This window comes from Colwellia aquaemaris, from assembly GCF_057548755.1.
The window spans coordinates 64733-83542 of the sequence record NZ_BAAJLV010000003.1 but is presented as its reverse complement, the minus strand read 5'-3'; the positions used below and the strand labels follow the sequence as shown (position 1 = coordinate 83542).

15 protein-coding genes are annotated in these 18810 nt (G+C 38.1%); 7 read left to right on the top strand and 8 right to left on the bottom strand.

What is annotated here, in order from left to right; translation table 11 throughout:
• Nucleotides 1–13: 13 nt before the first annotated feature.
• The gene (gene zipA / locus AC27HL_RS09880; RefSeq protein ID WP_487080820.1) at nt 14–1144 is read right to left on the bottom strand and encodes a cell division protein ZipA; all 1131 of its coding nucleotides are present in this window, start codon (nt 1142–1144) and stop codon (nt 14–16) included.
• 25 nt (nt 1145–1169) lie between these two features.
• Nucleotides 1170–4709 carry a chromosome segregation protein SMC gene (gene smc, locus AC27HL_RS09875; protein ID WP_487080819.1) on the bottom strand — a complete coding sequence of 1180 codons (3540 nt, stop codon included), beginning with the start codon at nt 4707–4709 and terminating at the stop codon, nt 1170–1172.
• 217 nt (nt 4710–4926) lie between these two features.
• On the opposite strand from smc, the gene cysZ reads away from it, so the two are divergent.
• Together cysZ and AC27HL_RS09865 are read left to right on the top strand one after the other, a co-directional pair.
• Nucleotides 4927–5682: a sulfate transporter CysZ gene (gene cysZ / locus AC27HL_RS09870; protein ID WP_487080818.1), complete on the top strand. Its 756-nt coding sequence runs from the start codon at nt 4927–4929 to the stop codon at nt 5680–5682.
• 251 nt (nt 5683–5933) lie between these two features.
• The gene (locus AC27HL_RS09865) at nt 5934–6302 is read left to right on the top strand and encodes a hypothetical protein (protein WP_487080817.1); all 369 of its coding nucleotides are present in this window, start codon (nt 5934–5936) and stop codon (nt 6300–6302) included.
• Nucleotides 6303–6404: 102 nt separating this feature from the next.
• Here the strand turns inward: AC27HL_RS09865 and AC27HL_RS09860 are convergent, their stop codons facing one another.
• Both AC27HL_RS09860 and AC27HL_RS09855 read right to left on the bottom strand, forming a co-directional pair.
• Nucleotides 6405–8234 (bottom strand): M1 family metallopeptidase, encoded by a 1830-nt coding sequence (locus AC27HL_RS09860; protein ID WP_487081212.1) that lies wholly within the window; start codon nt 8232–8234, stop codon nt 6405–6407.
• Between the two features lie 110 nt (nt 8235–8344).
• Complete coding sequence (locus AC27HL_RS09855; RefSeq protein WP_487080816.1) at nt 8345–9226, bottom strand: OmpA family protein; 882 nt, start codon at nt 9224–9226, stop codon at nt 8345–8347.
• A gap of 183 nt (nt 9227–9409) precedes the next feature.
• On the opposite strand from AC27HL_RS09855, the gene rnt reads away from it, so the two are divergent.
• The gene (rnt, locus tag AC27HL_RS09850) at nt 9410–10102 is read left to right on the top strand and encodes a ribonuclease T (RefSeq protein WP_487080815.1); all 693 of its coding nucleotides are present in this window, start codon (nt 9410–9412) and stop codon (nt 10100–10102) included.
• Nucleotides 10103–10137: 35 nt separating this feature from the next.
• On the opposite strand, the gene AC27HL_RS09845 is transcribed toward rnt, so the two are convergent.
• From AC27HL_RS09845 to AC27HL_RS09835, 3 genes are all read right to left on the bottom strand, one after another.
• Nucleotides 10138–10515, bottom strand: coding sequence for a hypothetical protein (locus AC27HL_RS09845; protein WP_487080814.1), 378 nt, complete (start codon nt 10513–10515; stop codon nt 10138–10140).
• A 206-nt stretch (nt 10516–10721) separates the two neighbouring features.
• Complete coding sequence (locus tag AC27HL_RS09840) at nt 10722–11327, bottom strand: peroxiredoxin (protein ID WP_487080813.1); 606 nt, start codon at nt 11325–11327, stop codon at nt 10722–10724.
• A gap of 75 nt (nt 11328–11402) precedes the next feature.
• A complete protein-coding gene (locus AC27HL_RS09835) occupies nt 11403–11744 on the bottom strand; it encodes a Grx4 family monothiol glutaredoxin (RefSeq protein WP_487080812.1) in 342 nt (113 codons plus the stop codon).
• Between the two features lie 259 nt (nt 11745–12003).
• Between AC27HL_RS09835 and sodB the strand changes: the two genes are divergently transcribed.
• The 4 genes from sodB (at nt 12004) to AC27HL_RS09815 (ending at nt 17676) form a co-directional block, all read left to right on the top strand.
• The gene (sodB, locus tag AC27HL_RS09830; protein WP_487080811.1) at nt 12004–12585 is read left to right on the top strand and encodes a superoxide dismutase [Fe]; all 582 of its coding nucleotides are present in this window, start codon (nt 12004–12006) and stop codon (nt 12583–12585) included.
• Nucleotides 12586–12880: 295 nt separating this feature from the next.
• Nucleotides 12881–14815 carry a PrkA family serine protein kinase gene (locus AC27HL_RS09825; RefSeq protein ID WP_487080810.1) on the top strand — a complete coding sequence of 645 codons (1935 nt, stop codon included), beginning with the start codon at nt 12881–12883 and terminating at the stop codon, nt 14813–14815.
• Nucleotides 14816–14858: 43 nt separating this feature from the next.
• Nucleotides 14859–16136 carry a YeaH/YhbH family protein gene (locus AC27HL_RS09820; RefSeq protein ID WP_487080809.1) on the top strand — a complete coding sequence of 426 codons (1278 nt, stop codon included), beginning with the start codon at nt 14859–14861 and terminating at the stop codon, nt 16134–16136.
• Nucleotides 16137–16155: 19 nt separating this feature from the next.
• Nucleotides 16156–17676 (top strand): SpoVR family protein, encoded by a 1521-nt coding sequence (locus tag AC27HL_RS09815; RefSeq protein ID WP_487080808.1) that lies wholly within the window; start codon nt 16156–16158, stop codon nt 17674–17676.
• 102 nt (nt 17677–17778) lie between these two features.
• Here AC27HL_RS09815 and fadR read toward each other — a convergent pair whose 3' ends face one another.
• Complete coding sequence (gene fadR / locus AC27HL_RS09810; RefSeq protein WP_487080807.1) at nt 17779–18489, bottom strand: fatty acid metabolism transcriptional regulator FadR; 711 nt, start codon at nt 18487–18489, stop codon at nt 17779–17781.
• Nucleotides 18490–18810: the final 321 nt, after the last annotated feature.

The window sequence follows — 18810 nt, the reverse complement described above, 5'->3', positions numbered from 1 at the left end:
TAGTGGCGAAAGATTAGAATGAACCGATACGGCTTTTACGTTCAAACTCTCGAATAGTACCAATGTAATGTTGTTCAGTTTGTTTCGTCATCACACTGCGCTTGTCATCTAGTAATTGCCCTTTAAATTCAACGGCAAGTTGTTTGGCGGCATTTAGCATTTGCTCAAACACTTCAAATGCGTCCCCCGCATTTGGCAAGGTCATGAATAAGGTAATACCTTGAGTACTAAAGTTTTCAATATCGTCTAAATCAAACGTACCTGGATTCATCATATTCGCTAAACTAAAAGTAACTTTGCCATTGCCAGCATTGTCTTGATGGCGATGGAAAATATTCATTTCACCGTATTTCAACCCTAAGGTCAGTAATGTTGGCAATAATGCAGCACCTGACATAACTTGCCCTTCAGGCATCACCACTGAAAGCACAATAACTTGTGGCTCTACTTCCGTTGCTTTTTCAGTAATTTTAGTATCAGTTGCCGACATACTCGGCATGTCATCTATAGCTTCATCACCAAAGTTAATTTCCATTTGATTACGTTTAGCCGTATGCTTGCGGACATTTTTCTTTCGTGCTGGCGCTTTTTCTACGGTAACTTTAGGCTTAGCATGTGTAACGGGTTGTTGATAAACAGGCTCTGGCTCAGGCTTGATTTGTTCTTTTACAGTATTTTCTTCATTCGTTGATTCAGGAAACAAGTCATCTTCATAGCTATTTTCACTACCATAATTAGGCGCATCTGACAGCGCTTGCTGTTTTAAGTGTTCAGGCACTTCTTCCGTGTCGTTAAGTAAGGCACCAAAGTTAAGCCCTTGTTCCTTTTCTTCAAACGCTGCCGGCGGCACAGTTTCTGGCATAGGCTTATCTGAATGAAACTCTTCACTGTCTTGCACCAAATGAGACTTAAGCGTAGATTCATCGTGCAAGGGGTTATTACCTACAACTTTAGGCTTACTAACTCCGTCTTGATCAAAACCCGAACCGTCAAAGCCGCGCGACTCAGGCACAATGGACTCATCTTTGGTTTTCAATTTATAAGGATTTTTTTGTTTCCTAATGGTCCAGTAACCATGGATGAAAATGGCTGCTATCACAATAGCACTAATTATAATTAATGTGTTTCTGAAACTGTCTTCCATTATCTAGCCTATTCTTTACTTCTTTTTATACTTCTGACATAGCGATTGCTTCGTCAATATCAACGGCAACCATGCGTGAAACTCCAGGTTCAAACATAGTCACCCCTGTTAAATGCGAAGCCATCTCCATAGCAATTTTATTATGACTTATATAAATAAACTGCACTGTTTTCGACATTTCCTGCACTAAGTTGCAGAAACGACTAACATTAGCATCATCAAGTGGCGCATCTACTTCATCCAATAAACAAAATGGCGCAGGGTTAAGTCGAAAAATCGCGAATACTAATGATAATGCGGTCAGCGCTTTTTCTCCACCAGATAATAAATGTATTGTGCTATTTTTTTTACCCGGTGGCCTCGCCATAATTGTCACCCCGGTATCAAGTAAGTCTTCACCTGTTAGCGCCAAATAAGCTTGTCCACCGCCAAACACCTTAGGAAACAATGTTTGAAGGTCACTATTAATTTTCTCAAATGTAACCTTAAACTTATGGCGACTTTCCTTATCAATTTTTGCTATTGCTGCTTCTAAAGTAGCAATTGCGCTATTAAGATCTTGATCTTGCTGGTCTAAGTAATTTTTACGCTCAAACTGTGTTTCATATTCTTCAATCGCAGCTAGGTTTATTGCCCCTAATACTTGAATGTCTTTCGCTAACTTTATTAACTGTGCTTGCCAAAGTGATTCTTTTGCATGCTCTGGCATATCAGCTATAACACTATCAATATTTTGTTGTAGCTCTGTCAAGACTTCCATGGCATTTTCTGCGCGTAATTTAAATCCTTCACTGTCTAACTGCAAACGAGCCAGTTGTTCATTTAACGTACTCACCTTGTTTTGACTGGTTTTCAGCGCCAGTTCTAATGAAGATAACTGTGTTTGACTATCATTTAGTACTTGCTGATTAAACTGTAACTTTTCATTAATTGCCGATAAGTTATCCAACCACTGCGGTAGGTTTTGCTCTAACTCTTGTAATGACGAACTACCATCATCAACCACTTGGCTATTCGATGTTAATCTTTGTGTCAGCACGTTAATGCTTTCTTGATTGCCTCTGATGGTTTGTTCTCGTTGCGCCTGCTGGCTTTTAAGTTGTTCAACCAATAAACTTAATTGATGGCGTTGCGCATGTAATTCTTGGCTACCTTGCTGAATTTTCTCAATAGCTAACTGTAATTCAGTTTGTTGTTGGCCATGGTCATTCAAGTCAACATCATTATTATCAGATAATGATGTCAGTTGTTGTGTTAATAACAACAATGCTTGTTCAGCGATATCACTGTTTTTCTGCTCTTGTTCAATTTGTGCCAGTAAATTCTCACACTCTCGTTGTTGGTGAATTTTTTCTTGCTGAGTTAATGAGTGTGCTTGCTCAAGGTTATAGAGCCTGTCTTGTTGTTGCTCTAAGTCTGCGCATAGTACTAATTTTTGTTGCTGTAATTTTCCAATATTTTCAGTGCTTTCGGCTTGTTTTTTTTCTAATATTTGATGTTGCTCAAGGTTATTAGTTAACTGGGCTTGCTCAAGCTCATATTGGCGTTGTAAGCTGATATAGTCGTAGCCTTGCTCTAGTTTCCCTTTTCTTAATACTTGCGGACTAAGCCAAGTACCGTCAGGACAAATAAAGCTTTGATAACTTGCTAATGCATCTAATTGCTCTACAGCGCTGGCATAATCTGTGGCAAGGAAAATATTATTTAACCAAGGGGAAAGCTCATCAACTCCTGACACTTTGCTGGCTAAACTTTCTCTTATTTTTTTACTGGTTTTTCCACCCGTTTTTACCGTATCAGTTCCAGCTGCAACGCTTTCTAGCACTTGTTCCGCGGTATTACTTTTAAAAATTAAGCATAGAGTTTCTACCGATAAACTTTTGTTTTGATCAGCATCAGGTAAATTAGCAACTACGTGGCCAGCCATAAGATGAGATAAAACCACCTCCGCAGCCAACTCCCAACCTGGGGAAACTTGCAAGTTATTTTTTATCGCTGTATATGCGGTATTATTCCGTTTATTTAGCCATTGCTCTTGTTGTTCACTCCACAATGCTTGATCAGCAACTTTAGCCTTAAGATCTGCAACAACTTGCTTTCTAACCATTTGTTGCGCCGATAACAAAGAAAACTCTTGCTGCAATTGCTGCTGCTCTCTAATCGCTTGTTCTTGAGTCAATGTCAGCTTCTTGATTTGTTGTTGCAATTGTTCTTTAGTGGCTAAAATTACATTTTTTTCTTGTTGGTATTTTGTTGTAGCACTATCGTTTTTAGGAGGTAATTTTGCAATTTGTTGCTGACTTTTTTCAATTCGCAACTTAGCTTGCTCAACAATCGTTTGCTGCTGGCTAATTTCGGCATGAATTTTTAACGACTGCTGTTGAAATGCCTCACGCGCCTGTTGTTGCTGTTGCCAATGCGAGTTTAAGTTTTTCTGTTTTTCTTGCTGCTCAGCTAATTCTTGTTGGTTTGTGGTTAGCGCCAACTCTATGGCTTGCAACTGCGGTTGTTTATCGGCTAATTGTTTTACACATAGTTGCAGCTGCTCTTGCTCTGTTAATACCAATTGCTGAGCATTTAATAATTGCTGTTGAGTAAGCACATTATCCGATTGTGACTTTTCAGCTTGTTGTTTCAAGTGCTTTATATTTTGCTCGGCACGGGTAATATCTTGCGTCAAGTTCAGCTTTTGCTGTTGCAGAGTCTGATTAGTGTCGTTGCAGTTAATTACGGCTTCTTTTAACTTAATAACGTCTAACTCATGCTGGCTAATTTGCGCATTTTGTCCGGCTATTTTGTTGTCAATTTCAACAATTCGCTTATGGTGCTGCTCTCTTTGTTGCTCAAACTTTTGCCAACGTAAAACTGCTAGCTCAGCCTTATACTTGCGTTCTTGCTGTTTTAACGTTCGAAAACGTTTAGCGGCCTGTGCTTGTTGATGCAGTTTATCAATTTGTACATCGAGCTCAACACGAATGTCGCTTAAACGAGCAAGGTTTTCTCGAGTGTGGCGAATTCTGTTTTCGGTTTCTTTGCGGCGTTCTTTATATTTTGAAATACCCGCTGCTTCTTCAATAAAAACTCGCAGTTCTTGCGGCTTTGATTCAATCAAGCGTGAAATTGTACCTTGTTCAATAATAGCGTAACTACGCGGACCTAAACCGGTACCAAGAAATATGTCTGTAATATCTCGGCGTCGGCATTTGCTACCATTTAGGAAATAACTATTTTGACTTTCACGATTGACCACTCGTCGCACTGATACTTGGCTACGATCGGCCATATTGCCTTGAATACGCCCTTGGGTGTTGTCAAAAACCAGCTCAACACTAGCCTGCCCTATAGGTTTACGGCTAGCCGCACCGTTAAATATAACGTCGGTCATGGCATCACCGCGCAAGTTTTTGGCTGAACTTTCCCCCAAAACCCAACGAACAGCATCAATAATATTTGACTTTCCACAACCATTTGGCCCAACGATAGCCGTCATTTGTTGTTCAAACGGTACCTTTGTTGGATCGACAAATGATTTAAAACCTGCCAATTTTATATGCTTTAGTCGCATTAAATCGAATAACCTAGTCGTTGATGCCTGTTGTTATTATTTCAACAATAATTTTGTAAAATTCGAACAATTTAACGGCAATAAATAAAAACTCGCGTAATTGCGCTCACTGTATCAGAGATTGATGTACTTTGTAACATCACAATGCTGTTCATAGCGCGCTAAGGATCCTATAATCGAGCTATGAATATCAACTAGTTAGGTTAATAAATCAGCAATGAGCTACAATAATAATCCTCCATTAGCTAACGGCGGTGCCGGTTACTTTTTTAAAGGTTTCGAATTGATCAGAACGCCAGGTATTCGTCGCTTTGTATTTATTCCCTTAACGGTCAATTTGTTACTTTTTGCTAGCGCTTTTTACTACATGTTTTTACAGCTGGAAAGTTATATGTTAACCATAGAAGATTGGCTTGGTGAATCATTTGCTTGGTTAAGTCATTTTATTTGGCCGCTTGCTATCTTTTTTGCTTTGATCATTTTCTCATTTATATTCAGCTCTGTTGCTAATTGGATAGCCGCGCCCTTTAACGGCCTTTTATCTGAAAAAGTTGAAGCACTACTAACGAATAAATCATTAAATAACGGCGGTGCCTTTGACATTATTAAAGATATCCCAAGAACGCTAGGACGAGAAGTGAGTAAGCTTGGTTATTATTTGCCACGTGCTATTGGCTTTTTCTTACTGTATTGGATAATTCCAGTCGTTGGGCAAATACTTTGGTTTTTATTTCTTGCTTGGATGATGGCTGTACAATATAAAGATTATCCATTTGATAATCACAAAGTCGCCTTCAATGAAATGCGCCAAGCATTAAAACAACGCCAAGGCTTAAGTTATAGTTTTGGTATAACCACTGCCGTATTTTCAATGATCCCTTTTATCAATTTAGTAGTTATGCCGGTTGCAATTTGTGGTGCCACTGCACTTTGGGTTGACCATTATCGTGACGAATTTGTTGACCGTACATAAAATTAAATAATAATCAGCAAGTTACTAAGTTTTATACAAACCGAGCAAGCAGTAAACATTATTTGCTGCTTGCTTGAACAAGTAAGAGTTTTTGCCAAGTTATTCAATTAAGCATTTTTGTTTATACTTATAGCGTTATTAGCGCTTACGCTTTGAACTATTAGGTAAAATTTGACAGCTAAAAAATCAAAGCGCAAACTGAACATATGCTAGCTTATTAAAATTGCTAATAAATTTACAAGGAATCAGCCATGCAACGCCATAGCACTCTTCATAAAGCCTCAGTCATTGTTGGCGTATTACTTTTCTCTATTTCAGGGCTAACAGTCAATGCTCACGCTAAAGAGGCTGAAAAGATTGATATCCCTGTAGTTGAAAATGCCCGTATTTTCGCGCAATTTGACGATAAAATTCCCGCAGTAGTGAATTACTTTACTTCCGCTAAAGAGGCTCAAGTTATTGAGTTTTATAGCACACAATATGGTGAGCCTATTCAACAAGAGCGTAAACGCGGACGGCTAACATTAAACTTTAATAATGCTCCTTATAATGTTCGTGTGGTTATTTCTCAGCAAAATAATGCTCGTCAAGTTGATGTTATCGTTGAAGGTGACAACTAAACTCATTTAATAAGCGAATGTTAGGTAATTCGTTATTGACTCGCTACAAATAAAAAACACCGCAATTGCGGTGTTTTTTATTTTACTAAATGACCAATTTATTTAATTTAATAAAATAGCATCTACCGTGCCTTGTGCTAATGGGTGATAACCTGGACGCGCCTTCTCATACACGCCTTTGGCCCATTCTTTGCCCTTTGCTGACTGCGCTAACTCTTTATATAAAGGTACAATCAATTTACGACGACCAATTGATTCTAAATATTCAGCCATTGCTGGGTATACCACGTCATAACCTGAACGTAATGCTAACAAGTACCATGCATGTGCTACTTCAGCGTTAGTACTGTTGGTTAGATTATAGGCTTTATCTAAGCTCGCCATACGCTCTGTTGAAATATCTAATGGCAGATTGTTGATAAAGTGCAACCATTCATGCAAGGTCCAGTTTTTCGTTGGTAATTGCGTCAACTCTAGCTGTCCATTTGTCCATTTTGCAATGTAATCATCAATAACAACGAAAGCGTCTGATTTAGGTTTAGGAGTGAAGCTAGGTAAACCTTGCTCGTAAATCCACTCATTCACTTCTTCATCACTTACAATACCTGCATACTTATGGGTAAGATTAGCGTTTAAGTACTTAACAAAGTTTTTCGTACCTAAACTTTCAAATGCATGATCATCAAAGTATTGCATAATAAAGGTATCAAACTTTTCACGACCGAATTTTTCTTCTAGATAAACAAGAAACAATTGGCCTTTTGTGTAAGGTACGCCAGAAAAGGCGTCATCAGGATCACGACCATTTAGATCAATAAACAGTTGGGTATCGCCTGGCGGCAACTCTGCAATCTCATAGCCTAGGTTTTGGGCATCTAATGCGCGTTCCATTACCGCACGATCTACGCCAAATACCGCTTCCATAATACGATTTTCTACATAACTAGTGAAACCTTCGTTTAACCATAAATCATGCCAGCTCTCATTAGTTACTAAATTACCCGACCAAGAATGCGCTAATTCATGGGCAATTAAGTTAACTAAACTTTTATCGCCAGCAACAACGGTTGGTGTGATAAATGATAAACGTGGGTTTTCCATACCACCAAAAGGAAAACTTGGTGGTAAAATAAGTAAGTCATAACGACCCCAACGATAAGCACCGAATAACTTTTCAGTTTCATCAATCATGGCTTGTGTGTCATCAAACTCAGCCACAGCACGATCTAAAATATATTGCTCAGCATAAATACCGGTTTGCTCACTCATTGCTTTAAATTGCAAATCACCAACACCAATGGCAATTAAGTAGGCAGGAATGGCCTGTGGCATTGAAAAGGAATAATCACCATCTCTAGCCGTATTTGGCTCATTGTTAGCACTCATTACCGCAAGTAAATCATCTGATGTGGTAATACGTGCATTGTAAGTCATACGTACGCTTGGCGTATCTTGAATTGGGATCCAAGAACGAGCATGAATAGCCTGACTTTGGCTAAACATAAATGGCTTATCCTTACCCGCCGTTTGTTCAGGAGATAGCCATTGTAGACCCGAAGCTTGAGGTAATGAGTTATAGTAAATTCTTAGTTTTGGCGTTTTAAAGCTAGTTTTAACCGTTAATTTAGCACCCATTACATCGTCACGTTTTGCGAGTTCAAATGCCACGTTACGCCATTGGCCATTCGCCGCTTTTGCCATAACTCGATGAATTTCTAGATCTCGAGTATCTAGAAAAACATCAACGACATCATCACTTAACCAATTTAAACTTAATTCAGCAAAACCTTTTAGTGACTTTTCATCAAAATCTACCGCTAAATCTAAATATAAATGCTCCACTTTAACCTGATCATAATTTGCATAGGTTAATGCGTCATTTACTTGTGCAGTTGCCGATTGTGCCCAAGCTAGCTGAACAATGCAGCACATTGTGGCGACAAGACGAATAAAAATTTTCATAAATTGTATCCAAAACGAAAGAGGCCTGTAGATTACAGCGAATCTACAGGCCTCTTCAAGTGCTAATTGTTATATAAATATCAAGGTTGTTCCATTCTGATCACAACGCGACGGTTTTTGCTTCGGCCGATGATTGTCGCATTAGATGCTACGTGGCGTTTTTCACCGTATCCTTCCGCTTCAATTCGGCTAGCATCAATACCGCTACTAACAATTAAATCTTTAACTTTATTGGCACGGCGTTGTGACATTTTCAAGTTTGTATTACGACCACCGTAACTATCTGAATAACCGTCAATTAATACTAGCTCTAATTCTGGATCTAACGACAAATACTCGACGATCATATTCATACGTTTTTGCGATGCCTTAGTCAGCTTGTCTGAGCCGAATTGATAGTTCAATACAGTGTAAGAAATATCTTCAAAGCTAAAGTTTAGTAAATTACCTACACAGCTAACAAAATCTTGGTAGGCTTTTTGAAAACGAGCAGTGGATAAGCCAACACTAATTTTTTCATTGTCACTATACCAATCGTTATAATAAAAAGTAGGACTCATGCCTTGGTCCAGCTCATTAAGCATGCTCCAAGCAATTTTCTTCGACAAGCTTGGCGAAAACTGCTTATGTAATTTCATGTCAGCAATAGTTCTACCAGAAATACCTGGGCGCCAATTAGGCGCTTCTGAACGCACCTCAGCTAACGAATAACTATCGGGCAAACGCATCATATCGAGTTCAAATTCCATGTTCATTTGTCGATTTGCTGAACTATAGAATTTTGCTTCGCCGTAACGCGGAATTTGGTGTGATAAGGTACATTGCAGGCGTGAATTACTGGTAAGCTGCCAATGGGAGTTTTCAATATCGGCACGGTACTGCCTGATGCCAGCATTTGCTTGTGCAACGACTATAAGTAAACTAACTACCGCGAGCAATTTTTTCATAACAATATTATTCATGCCATTTATTCTAAATTAAAACTTCCGACAATCACTCTATCGACACTATCAATGATAACTTTAACAGTAAATGAGCATTTTCAGCAATTAAATTGCTGGCTTTTAACTTTCAATGATGCCTTACGTACAAATTTCTGAGATAATCTAACGAACTCACAATCTATCTCTAGCTTTTTCAATTTTATGTCTGATAACTCAAGCTCCATCAACGCGGCTTCCGATAAGTCACTATTTGCACAACGTTTCCGAGGCTATTTCCCTGTTGTTATTGATGTTGAAACCGCTGGTTTTAATGCCCAAACTGATGCTTTACTCGAAATTGCAGCAACCACATTATCATTAAATGAAAACACTGAACAATTTAGTCTAGATGAAACCATTCATTTTAATGTTGACCCATTTGAAGGGGCAAATTTAGAGCCTGCAGCATTAGAGTTTACCGGTATCGACCCAAGCAATCCATTACGAGGTGCTGTTGATGAGAAAAAAGCACTAACTGACATATTTAAGTTGATACGAAAAAAAATGAAAGCAGCCGGTTGCCAGCGCGCTATTATGGTAGCCCATAATGCTGCCTTTGATTTAGGCTTCGTGAATGCTGCAACTGAGCGATGTGCAATAAAACGCTCTCCTTTTCACCCATTTGTTAGCTTTGATACAACTACTTTATCTGGCTTAGCACTTGGTCAAACGGTATTAGCCAAAGCTTGCGCGACTGCCGGCATCGATTTCAATAATAATGAAGCCCATTCTGCCTTATATGATACAGAGAAAACGGCTGAGCTATTTTGCTATATTGTTAATAAATGGCAACAGTTAGGTGGTTGGCCATTAACCAATATCGACAATGATAGCAACAATCAAACAGCTGAGTAGCCAATAGATTGGCTCTTTAAACTAATGCAGTGCTTTTAAAATAGGGATTTAGCTTTCCGGCGATTATTAACTCTTAAAAGCAAATTCCTTAACGCTACTATCATTAAGCAAAATGCAGAAAATTTAAGTGCTGGATGTTCTGTTTTGAGTAGCAAGAGCATTGCTACTGCAAAGTATGTATAAGGTAAATATTCATATATCACTGTTGGTAGCGTTTGTTTGCAATTTTTGCCATCTTTAAACCGATCAACCCGACGATAATCAGAGCGTGTTACTAACGTAATACAACCGGCGATATAAAATAAACTAGCAGAAGCATAGACTGGCCAAGTATCATAGTATGCAAGTAAATATGCACAAATGAGCAAGTAAAAATAAGGTAGGTTTTCGTAAATTGCTTTTGGAAAAAACACTACAAGTCCTTCTATTTTTGTTCAACTAAAGAGTTATCAGTTTAATAACCCTACCTTTTGTTTTAGCACAATTATTTTACTTTTGTTATTTAACTTGAAATTTACCTATTAATCCCTCAGCGAATTAAAAAACTGTAATCGACAAATAAAAGTGACAAAAAAGCCGCAATTAAGCGGCTTTTTTCACTGATACATTTAACGACGATTTAAAGTGAATCAGCGTTATCAGTTAGGTAAGATGCAACACCTTCTGGAGAAGCTGTCATACCTTTATCACCTTTGTTCCAACCTGCTGGACAAACTTCACCATGTTCTTGGTGGAATTGTAATGCGTCAACCATGCGGATCATTTCATCAACATTACGACCTAATGGTAAGTCATTCACTACTTGGTGACGAACGTTACCTTCTTCGTCGATTAAGAATGAACCACGAAATGCAACACCAGCTTCTGGATGTTCTACGTCATATGCTTGACAAATTTCATGTTTAACATCAGCAACTAAAGTGTATTGAACTGGACCAATACCACCATCGTTTACTGGTGTGTTACGCCATGCGTTGTGAGAGAATTGTGAATCGATAGAAACACCAATAACTTCAACACCACGGCTTTTGAACTCTTCCATACGGTGATCAAAAGCAAGTAACTCAGATGGACAAACAAAAGTAAAATCAAGTGGGTAGAAAAATACTACTGCTTTTTTACCTTTAATAGCTTCTGCTAAGTTAAAACTATCAACAATTTCACCAGAACCTAAAACTGCTGCTGCTGTAAAATCTGGTGCTGGACGACCGACTAATACGCTCATTATATTCTCCAATATTTATTTTTTGTTTTACGTTAACATCACCTAGTATGGTGACGTTAACTTATAATTCAATAGTTATTCTGCACTTTCTTCTGAACTATGCTTTGCAGCAGTTTCTTTGATCAAGGTTTGTAATTCACCTTGTTGGTACATTTCCATAATAATGTCACAACCACCAACCAATTCACCTTCAACCCAAAGTTGAGGAAATGTTGGCCAATCAGCATATTTTGGCAATTCTGCGCGGATATCTGGATTTTGTAAAATATCAACATATGCGAACTTTTCACCACAGGCCATAATAGCTTGTGAAGCTTGCGAAGAAAAACCACAGCTTGGTAATTTAGGTGAGCCCTTCATGTATAGAAGGATTGTGTTTTCACTAATTTGTTCTTTAATACGTTCGATAGTATCCATAATAACCTCAAAAATTAATACTTATTGCCCTTAATACTTAATAAGAACTGACCAAATACACAGTGCAATAAATACTAAAGCAAAAAATTTATATATTAAAACATAATAGCCTTGATAAAACCTGTGGTAATACCTATATATTTGGGTAAACTATGTAAGCTTTAATACCCGAGTAGTTTACTAGGTTTTAGAAAAAAACAAACTACTTCTTTACGTTTGCATAAGAATAAATTTTTATAATCATATCCTGGAGAATATAATGGCTATCGAATTACCTGCACTACCATATGCAATGGATGCATTAGCACCACACATTTCACAAGAAACACTAGAGTTTCACTATGGTAAGCATCACAACACTTACGTTGTAAAATTAAACGGCCTTATTGAAGGTACTGATTTTGAAGGTAAGTCTTTAGAAGACATCGTAAAATCATCTTCAGCTGGTGTTTTTAACAACGCGGCACAAATTTGGAACCACACATTTTATTGGAACAGCTTAAGCCCGAACGGCGGCGGCGAACCAACGGGAGCTTTAGCTGACGCCATTACTGCGAACTTCGGTTCTTTTGCAGAATTTAAAGCTAAATTTACTGATAGCGCGATCAACAACTTTGGCTCAAGCTGGACATGGTTAGTGAAAAATGCTGACGGTAGTTTAGCTATTGTTAATACATCAAATGCTGCCACACCATTAACAGATGAAGGTGTAACACCACTTTTAACTGTTGATTTATGGGAGCATGCTTACTATATCGATTACCGTAACCTTCGCCCAAGCTACATGGAAGGTTTCTGGGCATTAGCTAACTGGGATTTTGCATCAGCCAACTTCGCTTAATGCTAACTAGTAACATTTAATCAAAAAAAGCCGGAATATATTCTGGCTTTTTTATTCGCTAAAATTTCTCATCACCTGTCAAAGTTAATTGTTTATTCAACAACATAGCAGCTCATATTTTCTTCTATCGTTACAATTTATTTTCGTTATTTCTTAACGACTTTATAAATTTACAACTACGCTTATAAATAGAAATTGTGAAAAACGCGGTCTAATTAATTATGTAGAGTTTGATAGTAACGCATACGGTCGAATTATCAGCTCTGTCTGTACGTTTTATCTTCTGGAGGCGGTTATGAGTATATTTCAGCATTACCAATCACGTTACGACGAAGCACAAGAAGAGTGCTACTCAATTCAAGACTTCTTAGGTCTCTGCCAAAAAGATCCTATGGCATACGCCAGCGCCGCCCAACGTTTACTTAAAGCCATTGGCGAACCTGAAATGATAGACACGTCTACTGTGCCAGAATTAAGTCGCATTTTCTCTAATCGTGTTATTGCCCGCTATCCGGCCTTTAAAGAGTTTTATGGTATGGAAGAAGCAATTGAACAAATCGTTGCTTACCTTACACACGCATCTCAAGGGTTAGAAGAACAGAAGCAAATATTATATTTACTTGGTCCCGTTGGTGGCGGTAAGTCTTCTTTAGCAGAAAAACTAAAAGCATTAATGCAACAAGAGCCTATTTATGTGTTAAGTGCAAATGGAGAGCGTAGCCCAGTTAACGATCATCCGTTTTGCTTATTTGACGCCAACTCTGACGGCAAAATACTGCAACAAGAATACAATATTCCTGAGCGTTACTTAAGTACCATAATGTCTCCTTGGGTAGCGAAAAGGTTACATGAATTTAAAGGTGATATTGCCAAATTTGAGGTTGTTAAAGTTTATCCTTCTATTCTTGACCAAATTGCAATCGCGAAAACCGAGCCGGGTGACGATAATAACCAAGATATTTCAGCATTGGTTGGCAAAGTTGATATTCGCCAGCTAGAACATTTCGCCCAAAATGACCCTGACGCATACAGCTACTCTGGTGCGTTATGCCGTGCTAACCAAGGTGTCATGGAATTTGTAGAAATGTTTAAAGCGCCAATAAAAGTGCTGCACCCGTTATTAACCGCCACTCAGGAAGGAAACTATAATCCCACAGAAGGACTTTCTGCCTTGCCGTTTAATGGTATTTTGCTCGCACATTCAAACGAATCAGAATGGCAAACTTTTAGAAACAACAAAAATAATGAGGCATTTCTAGATCGTGTGTATATCGTAAAAGTACCTTATTGTATGCGGGTTTCTGAAGAGGTAAAAATTTATAAAAAATTACTTGAAAACAGCGAGCTGAGCGACGCCCAATGTGCACCAGACACACTAGAAACCTTAGCGCAATTTTCTGTACTATCACGATTGAAAGATCCGGAAAACTCCAGCATTTACTCAAAAATGCGAGTATATGATGGTGAAAGTTTAAAAGACACCGACCCTAAAGCAAAATCTTACCAAGAATATCGCGATTACGCTGGTGTAGATGAAGGAATGTCAGGCCTTTCAACGCGCTTCGCGTTTAAAATCCTTTCAAGAGTATTTAATTTTGATCACTTAGAAGTTGCGGCAAATCCAGTACATTTATTTTATGTGCTTGAACAGCAAATAGAAAGAGAGCAATTACCACAAGAAACCGCTGAGCGTTATTTAGAGTTCATAAAAGGATACTTATCACATCAATATATTGAATTTATCGGCAAAGAAATTCAAACCGCCTATTTAGAGTCTTACTCTGAATATGGTCAAAATATATTTGATCGCTATGTTACCTATGCTGATTTTTGGATCCAAGACCAAGAATATCGTGATGCAGAAACCGGACAATTATTTGATCGAGAAGCTTTAAACAATGAACTGGAGAAAATAGAAAAACCAGCAGGCATTAGTAACCCGAAAGACTTTCGCAATGAAATTGTCAATTTCGTATTGCGCGCAAAAGCCAATAACAATGGTAAAAATCCACTTTGGACTAGCTATGAAAAACTGCGCACCGTTATTGAAAAGAAAATGTTCTCAAATACGGAAGATTTGCTGCCTGTTATTTCATTTAACACCAAAACCTCGAACGATGACCAGCAAAAACACGATGACTTTGTTGAACGTATGATGGCCAAAGGTTATACAAAAAAACAAGTTAGGTTACTTTCTGAATGGTATTTACGCGTCAGAAAATCTTCTTAAGCTGTACTTAGTAGCAAAAATTGAAACTAAGTAAGGAGTATTTATGGCAAATTTTATTGATAGACGACTCAATAGTAAAAATAAAAGCACAGTCAATCGACAGCGCTTTATCAGGCGCTATAAGAGTCAAATAAAGAAGTCTGTTTCTGACGCTGTGAATCATCGCAGTGTCACTGACGTCGATAGTGGAGAAAATGTAACCATTACCAAGAAAGACTTAAGTGAACCGGTTTTCCATCAAGGTAAAGGCGGTATAAAAGATCGTGTGCATCCGGGTAACGACCAATTTAGCACAGGCGACAGAATTGCTCGCCCGCCGCAGCAACAAGGGCAAGGTAGTGGCTCAGGGGATGCAAGTGACTCAGGCGAAGGAAGCGACGACTTTGTCTTTTCAATATCTAAAGATGAATATCTGAATTTACTTTTTGAAGACTTAGAGTTACCAAATTTAGAAAAAAATCAATTAGATAAACTGATTGATTATAAAACCGTGCGCGCTGGATTTTGTGCAGATGGCGTGCCTTCAAATATTGACATAGTTAAATCATTACAAGGCTCAATCGCTAGAAGAATTGCCATGACCTCTGACAAGCGTAGAAAGTTAAAAGTGTTAAAAGCAGAGTTGGCACTGCTTGAACAAGATCCTCATGATAATGTACAGGCAAAAAAACAATTATCCAGCGAAATTGACGAACTACAACGCAAAATAAACAAAGTTCCCTTTATTGATTCATTCGACCTGCGTTATCGAAACTATGCAAAACAGCCCGTGCCTACATCTAAAGCAGTAATGTTTTGCTTAATGGATGTGTCGGGCTCTATGGACCAAGCAACAAAAGATATCGCAAAACGTTTTTATATTTTACTTTATTTGTTTTTAACCCGTACCTACAAAACTATTGATGTAGTTTATATTCGTCACCACACTCAAGCCAAAGAAGTTGATGAACATGAGTTTTTCTACTCTCAAGAAACTGGCGGCACAATTGCGTCTAGTGCACTCGAGTTAATGATTGACATTATTAATGATAGGTACAATGAAAATGAGTGGAATATTTATGGCGCACAAGCTTCCGATGGCGACAACTGGGCAGACGACTCCCCACATTGCCAAGCATTAATGCGTAATCAAATTTTGCCAAAAACCCGTTATTTTAGCTACATTGAAATAACTCAACGCGCACACCAAAGTTTATGGCAGCAGTACGCACAGCTTGCTGATACTGATCCGTCCTTTTCTATTGAACACATTAAAACCGTGTCAGATATTTACCCAGTATTTCGTTCATTATTTAAGAAAAAAAGCGAACAAGCAGCCTAATAATAAGTAAGGGGGTTTTATGACAAAACGTAAACCACTTGACGATAACAGTGATTGGACATTTACCAAACTTGAGCAGTATCAAACGGAAATTGCACGAGTGGCTGAACATTACCGCTTAGACACCTATACCAATCAAATAGAAGTGATAACCGCAGAGCAAATGATGGACGCCTATGCCAGTGTTGGTATGCCAATAGGCTACAACCATTGGACATTTGGCAAAAAATTTATTCAAACAGAACAAACCTATAAACGCGGGCAAATGGGCTTAGCTTATGAAATTGTAATAAACTCTGACCCCTGTATTTCCTATTTAATGGAAGAGAATTCCATGACCATGCAAGCTTTGGTAATGGCGCATGCTTGCTATGGTCATAATTCATTTTTTAAAGGTAACTATTTATTCAAATCTTGGACCGACGCCAGCTCAATAATTGATTACTTATTATTTGCCAAAAACTATATTGCAGATTGCGAACACAAATACGGTATAGATGAGGTAGAAGCTTGCCTTGATGCTTGCCACGCTTTAATGAATCATGGTGTTGATCGTTATAAACGCCCACAAAAAATCTCGATGGAGGAAGAAATAAAACGTCAGAAAGAGCGAGAATCTTACCTGCAATCGCAAGTAAACATGCTTTGGCGAACAGTGCCAGATAACGATAAACAAAAAGATAAAACAAAGGCTAGCTTTCCGACAGAGCCACAAGAAAACATTCTGTATTTTATTGAAAAAAACGCACCACTACTTAAACCTTGGCAGCGAGAATTAGTGCGAATTGTGCGCAAAGTATCACAATACTTTTACCCGCAAAAGCAAACACAAGTCATGAACGAGGGCTGGGCGTGCTTTTGGCATTATTCTATTTTAAATCACTTGTATGATGAAGGCTTAGTCACTGATAAATTCATGATGGAATTTTTACACAACCATACTAATGTTGTTGCACAACCTGAATATAACAGCCCTTATTACTCAGGCATAAACCCTTATGCCTTGGGGTTTAATATGTTTGTTGATATTCGTAGAATTTGCGAACACCCAACAGAAGAAGATAAGGAATGGTTTCCTGAAATTGCTGGTAGCAACTGGTTAGATACCGTGCATTTTGCGATGGAAAATTTCAAAGATGAAAGCTTTATAAGCCAGTTTCTATCACCGAAATTAATGCGTGATTTCAAACTATTCCATTTACATGATAACAATGCCAAAAATTATATTGAAGTTGGTGCTATTCACAATAAAAGTGGCTATCAAAAAATTAGAGCCATGTTATCAAATCAATATAACTTGAGTAATTTAGAAGCAAATATTCAAATTACCAATGCTGATATTACGGGCGATCGTTCACTAACACTGCGTTATATACCACACCAAGGCGTTAATTTAGCCGACTCAAAAGACGAAGTGCTAAAGCACCTATACTACTTGTGGCAATTTGAGGTAAAACTATTGCAAGAGAATAACCAAGGTATAGATGAAGTTATTGCCCAATGCCCAAAAACAGAGACAGAAAAAAAGGCAACCGCGTGATCATATAAAAGAATGATACGTCTATTGCCCTACTTGCCACTCGGTATTAGCTTATTGGTAAGTCTAGATTAAGAAAACTTATCACATGCGCTGAATAATAATTTATTCAGCAAGCTCTTTTAACACTTCATCTTTGAGCTCAAGCCAAAGTTTACCTGACTCAACACCGTACTTTCTAACCGCAAAAACTGACTCGTCAAATTGCCCAGCCTTGGCAAGCTCTATCAACTTTTTATAATAAGCACGTGATATTTCGCGACCACTTGGATGAGCAAAATACAAGCTACCTAAGCGAGAATATAAGCCTCTAAAGCCATTCAATATAAGTAGATAAATGGAATTACCTGATGCAACAACCAGCTCTTTATTTAACTGATAGTCAAACTCAGCAAACGCTTCGCCGTTGTCTTCAACATTTTCAAATGCTGACAATAACTCAATAGCCTTTTCCGGGTTATTCTTAATCGCACCACGTACATAAATAGCACTAATATTTGTCCGCGCTGACATCAAGTTATCAACTAAATCAGGAATACCTTCTTGGTCAAGTTGCGCTAAGGTTTCAAGAATATTTAGGCTTGACGTTTCCCAAAAATTATTTACTTTCGTTGGTTTACCATGCTTAATCGTTAACCAACCATCTCGCGCTAATCGCTGTAACACTTCGCGCAGCGTAGTACGGGTAACGCCAATAAGTTCTGATAACTCACGTTCAGCGGGTAAAATTGTGCCAGGAGGGAAACCTCCATTCCAAATAGACTCAACTATATACTGCTCGGCAAATCCTGCTGGACTGTGCGCTTTTATAACCATAGGGCTCCACATCACTTAGAGTTGACTGTAATTGAAACTGATTGTACCAGAACAGACAATTGACACAAGCGCTATAAATCGCAATTTAATTATGGCGAGTGCCACTTAAATTGAGAATTCGAGACAGAACGAGAATTTTATAAATCACATTTTTAGAATTAATGATTTCTTAACAAAACGTAAATAAATTTTGTCCTCAGAGTGCCTATCACATATAAAGTTTATTGAGTTAACATAAGCAACATCGTATAAAAATTCATAGTAATTTATTGTTAAAGTTGATCTAGATTATTGAAATGAAAGTTTTCCTGTATCTAAGTA

Excerpts from the sequence above, each read along its gene's own strand:
- AC27HL_RS09860 (WP_487081212.1), bottom strand. The coding sequence starts at position 8,234 with ATGTGCTGCATTGTTCAGCTAGCTTGGGCACAATCGGCAACTGCACAA.
- cysZ (WP_487080818.1), top strand. The coding sequence starts at position 4,927 with ATGAGCTACAATAATAATCCTCCATTAGCTAACGGCGGTGCCGGTTAC.
- AC27HL_RS09820 (WP_487080809.1), top strand. The coding sequence starts at position 14,859 with ATGGCAAATTTTATTGATAGACGACTCAATAGTAAAAATAAAAGCACA.
- AC27HL_RS09865 (WP_487080817.1), top strand. The coding sequence starts at position 5,934 with ATGCAACGCCATAGCACTCTTCATAAAGCCTCAGTCATTGTTGGCGTA.
- sodB (WP_487080811.1), top strand. The coding sequence starts at position 12,004 with ATGGCTATCGAATTACCTGCACTACCATATGCAATGGATGCATTAGCA.
- AC27HL_RS09855 (WP_487080816.1), bottom strand. The coding sequence starts at position 9,226 with ATGAATAATATTGTTATGAAAAAATTGCTCGCGGTAGTTAGTTTACTT.
- fadR (WP_487080807.1), bottom strand. The coding sequence starts at position 18,489 with ATGGTTATAAAAGCGCACAGTCCAGCAGGATTTGCCGAGCAGTATATA.
- AC27HL_RS09815 (WP_487080808.1), top strand. The coding sequence starts at position 16,156 with ATGACAAAACGTAAACCACTTGACGATAACAGTGATTGGACATTTACC.
- rnt (WP_487080815.1), top strand. The coding sequence starts at position 9,410 with ATGTCTGATAACTCAAGCTCCATCAACGCGGCTTCCGATAAGTCACTA.
- smc (WP_487080819.1), bottom strand. The coding sequence starts at position 4,709 with ATGCGACTAAAGCATATAAAATTGGCAGGTTTTAAATCATTTGTCGAT.
- AC27HL_RS09835 (WP_487080812.1), bottom strand. The coding sequence starts at position 11,744 with ATGGATACTATCGAACGTATTAAAGAACAAATTAGTGAAAACACAATC.
- AC27HL_RS09825 (WP_487080810.1), top strand. The coding sequence starts at position 12,881 with ATGAGTATATTTCAGCATTACCAATCACGTTACGACGAAGCACAAGAA.
- zipA (WP_487080820.1), bottom strand. The coding sequence starts at position 1,144 with ATGGAAGACAGTTTCAGAAACACATTAATTATAATTAGTGCTATTGTG.
- AC27HL_RS09840 (WP_487080813.1), bottom strand. The coding sequence starts at position 11,327 with ATGAGCGTATTAGTCGGTCGTCCAGCACCAGATTTTACAGCAGCAGCA.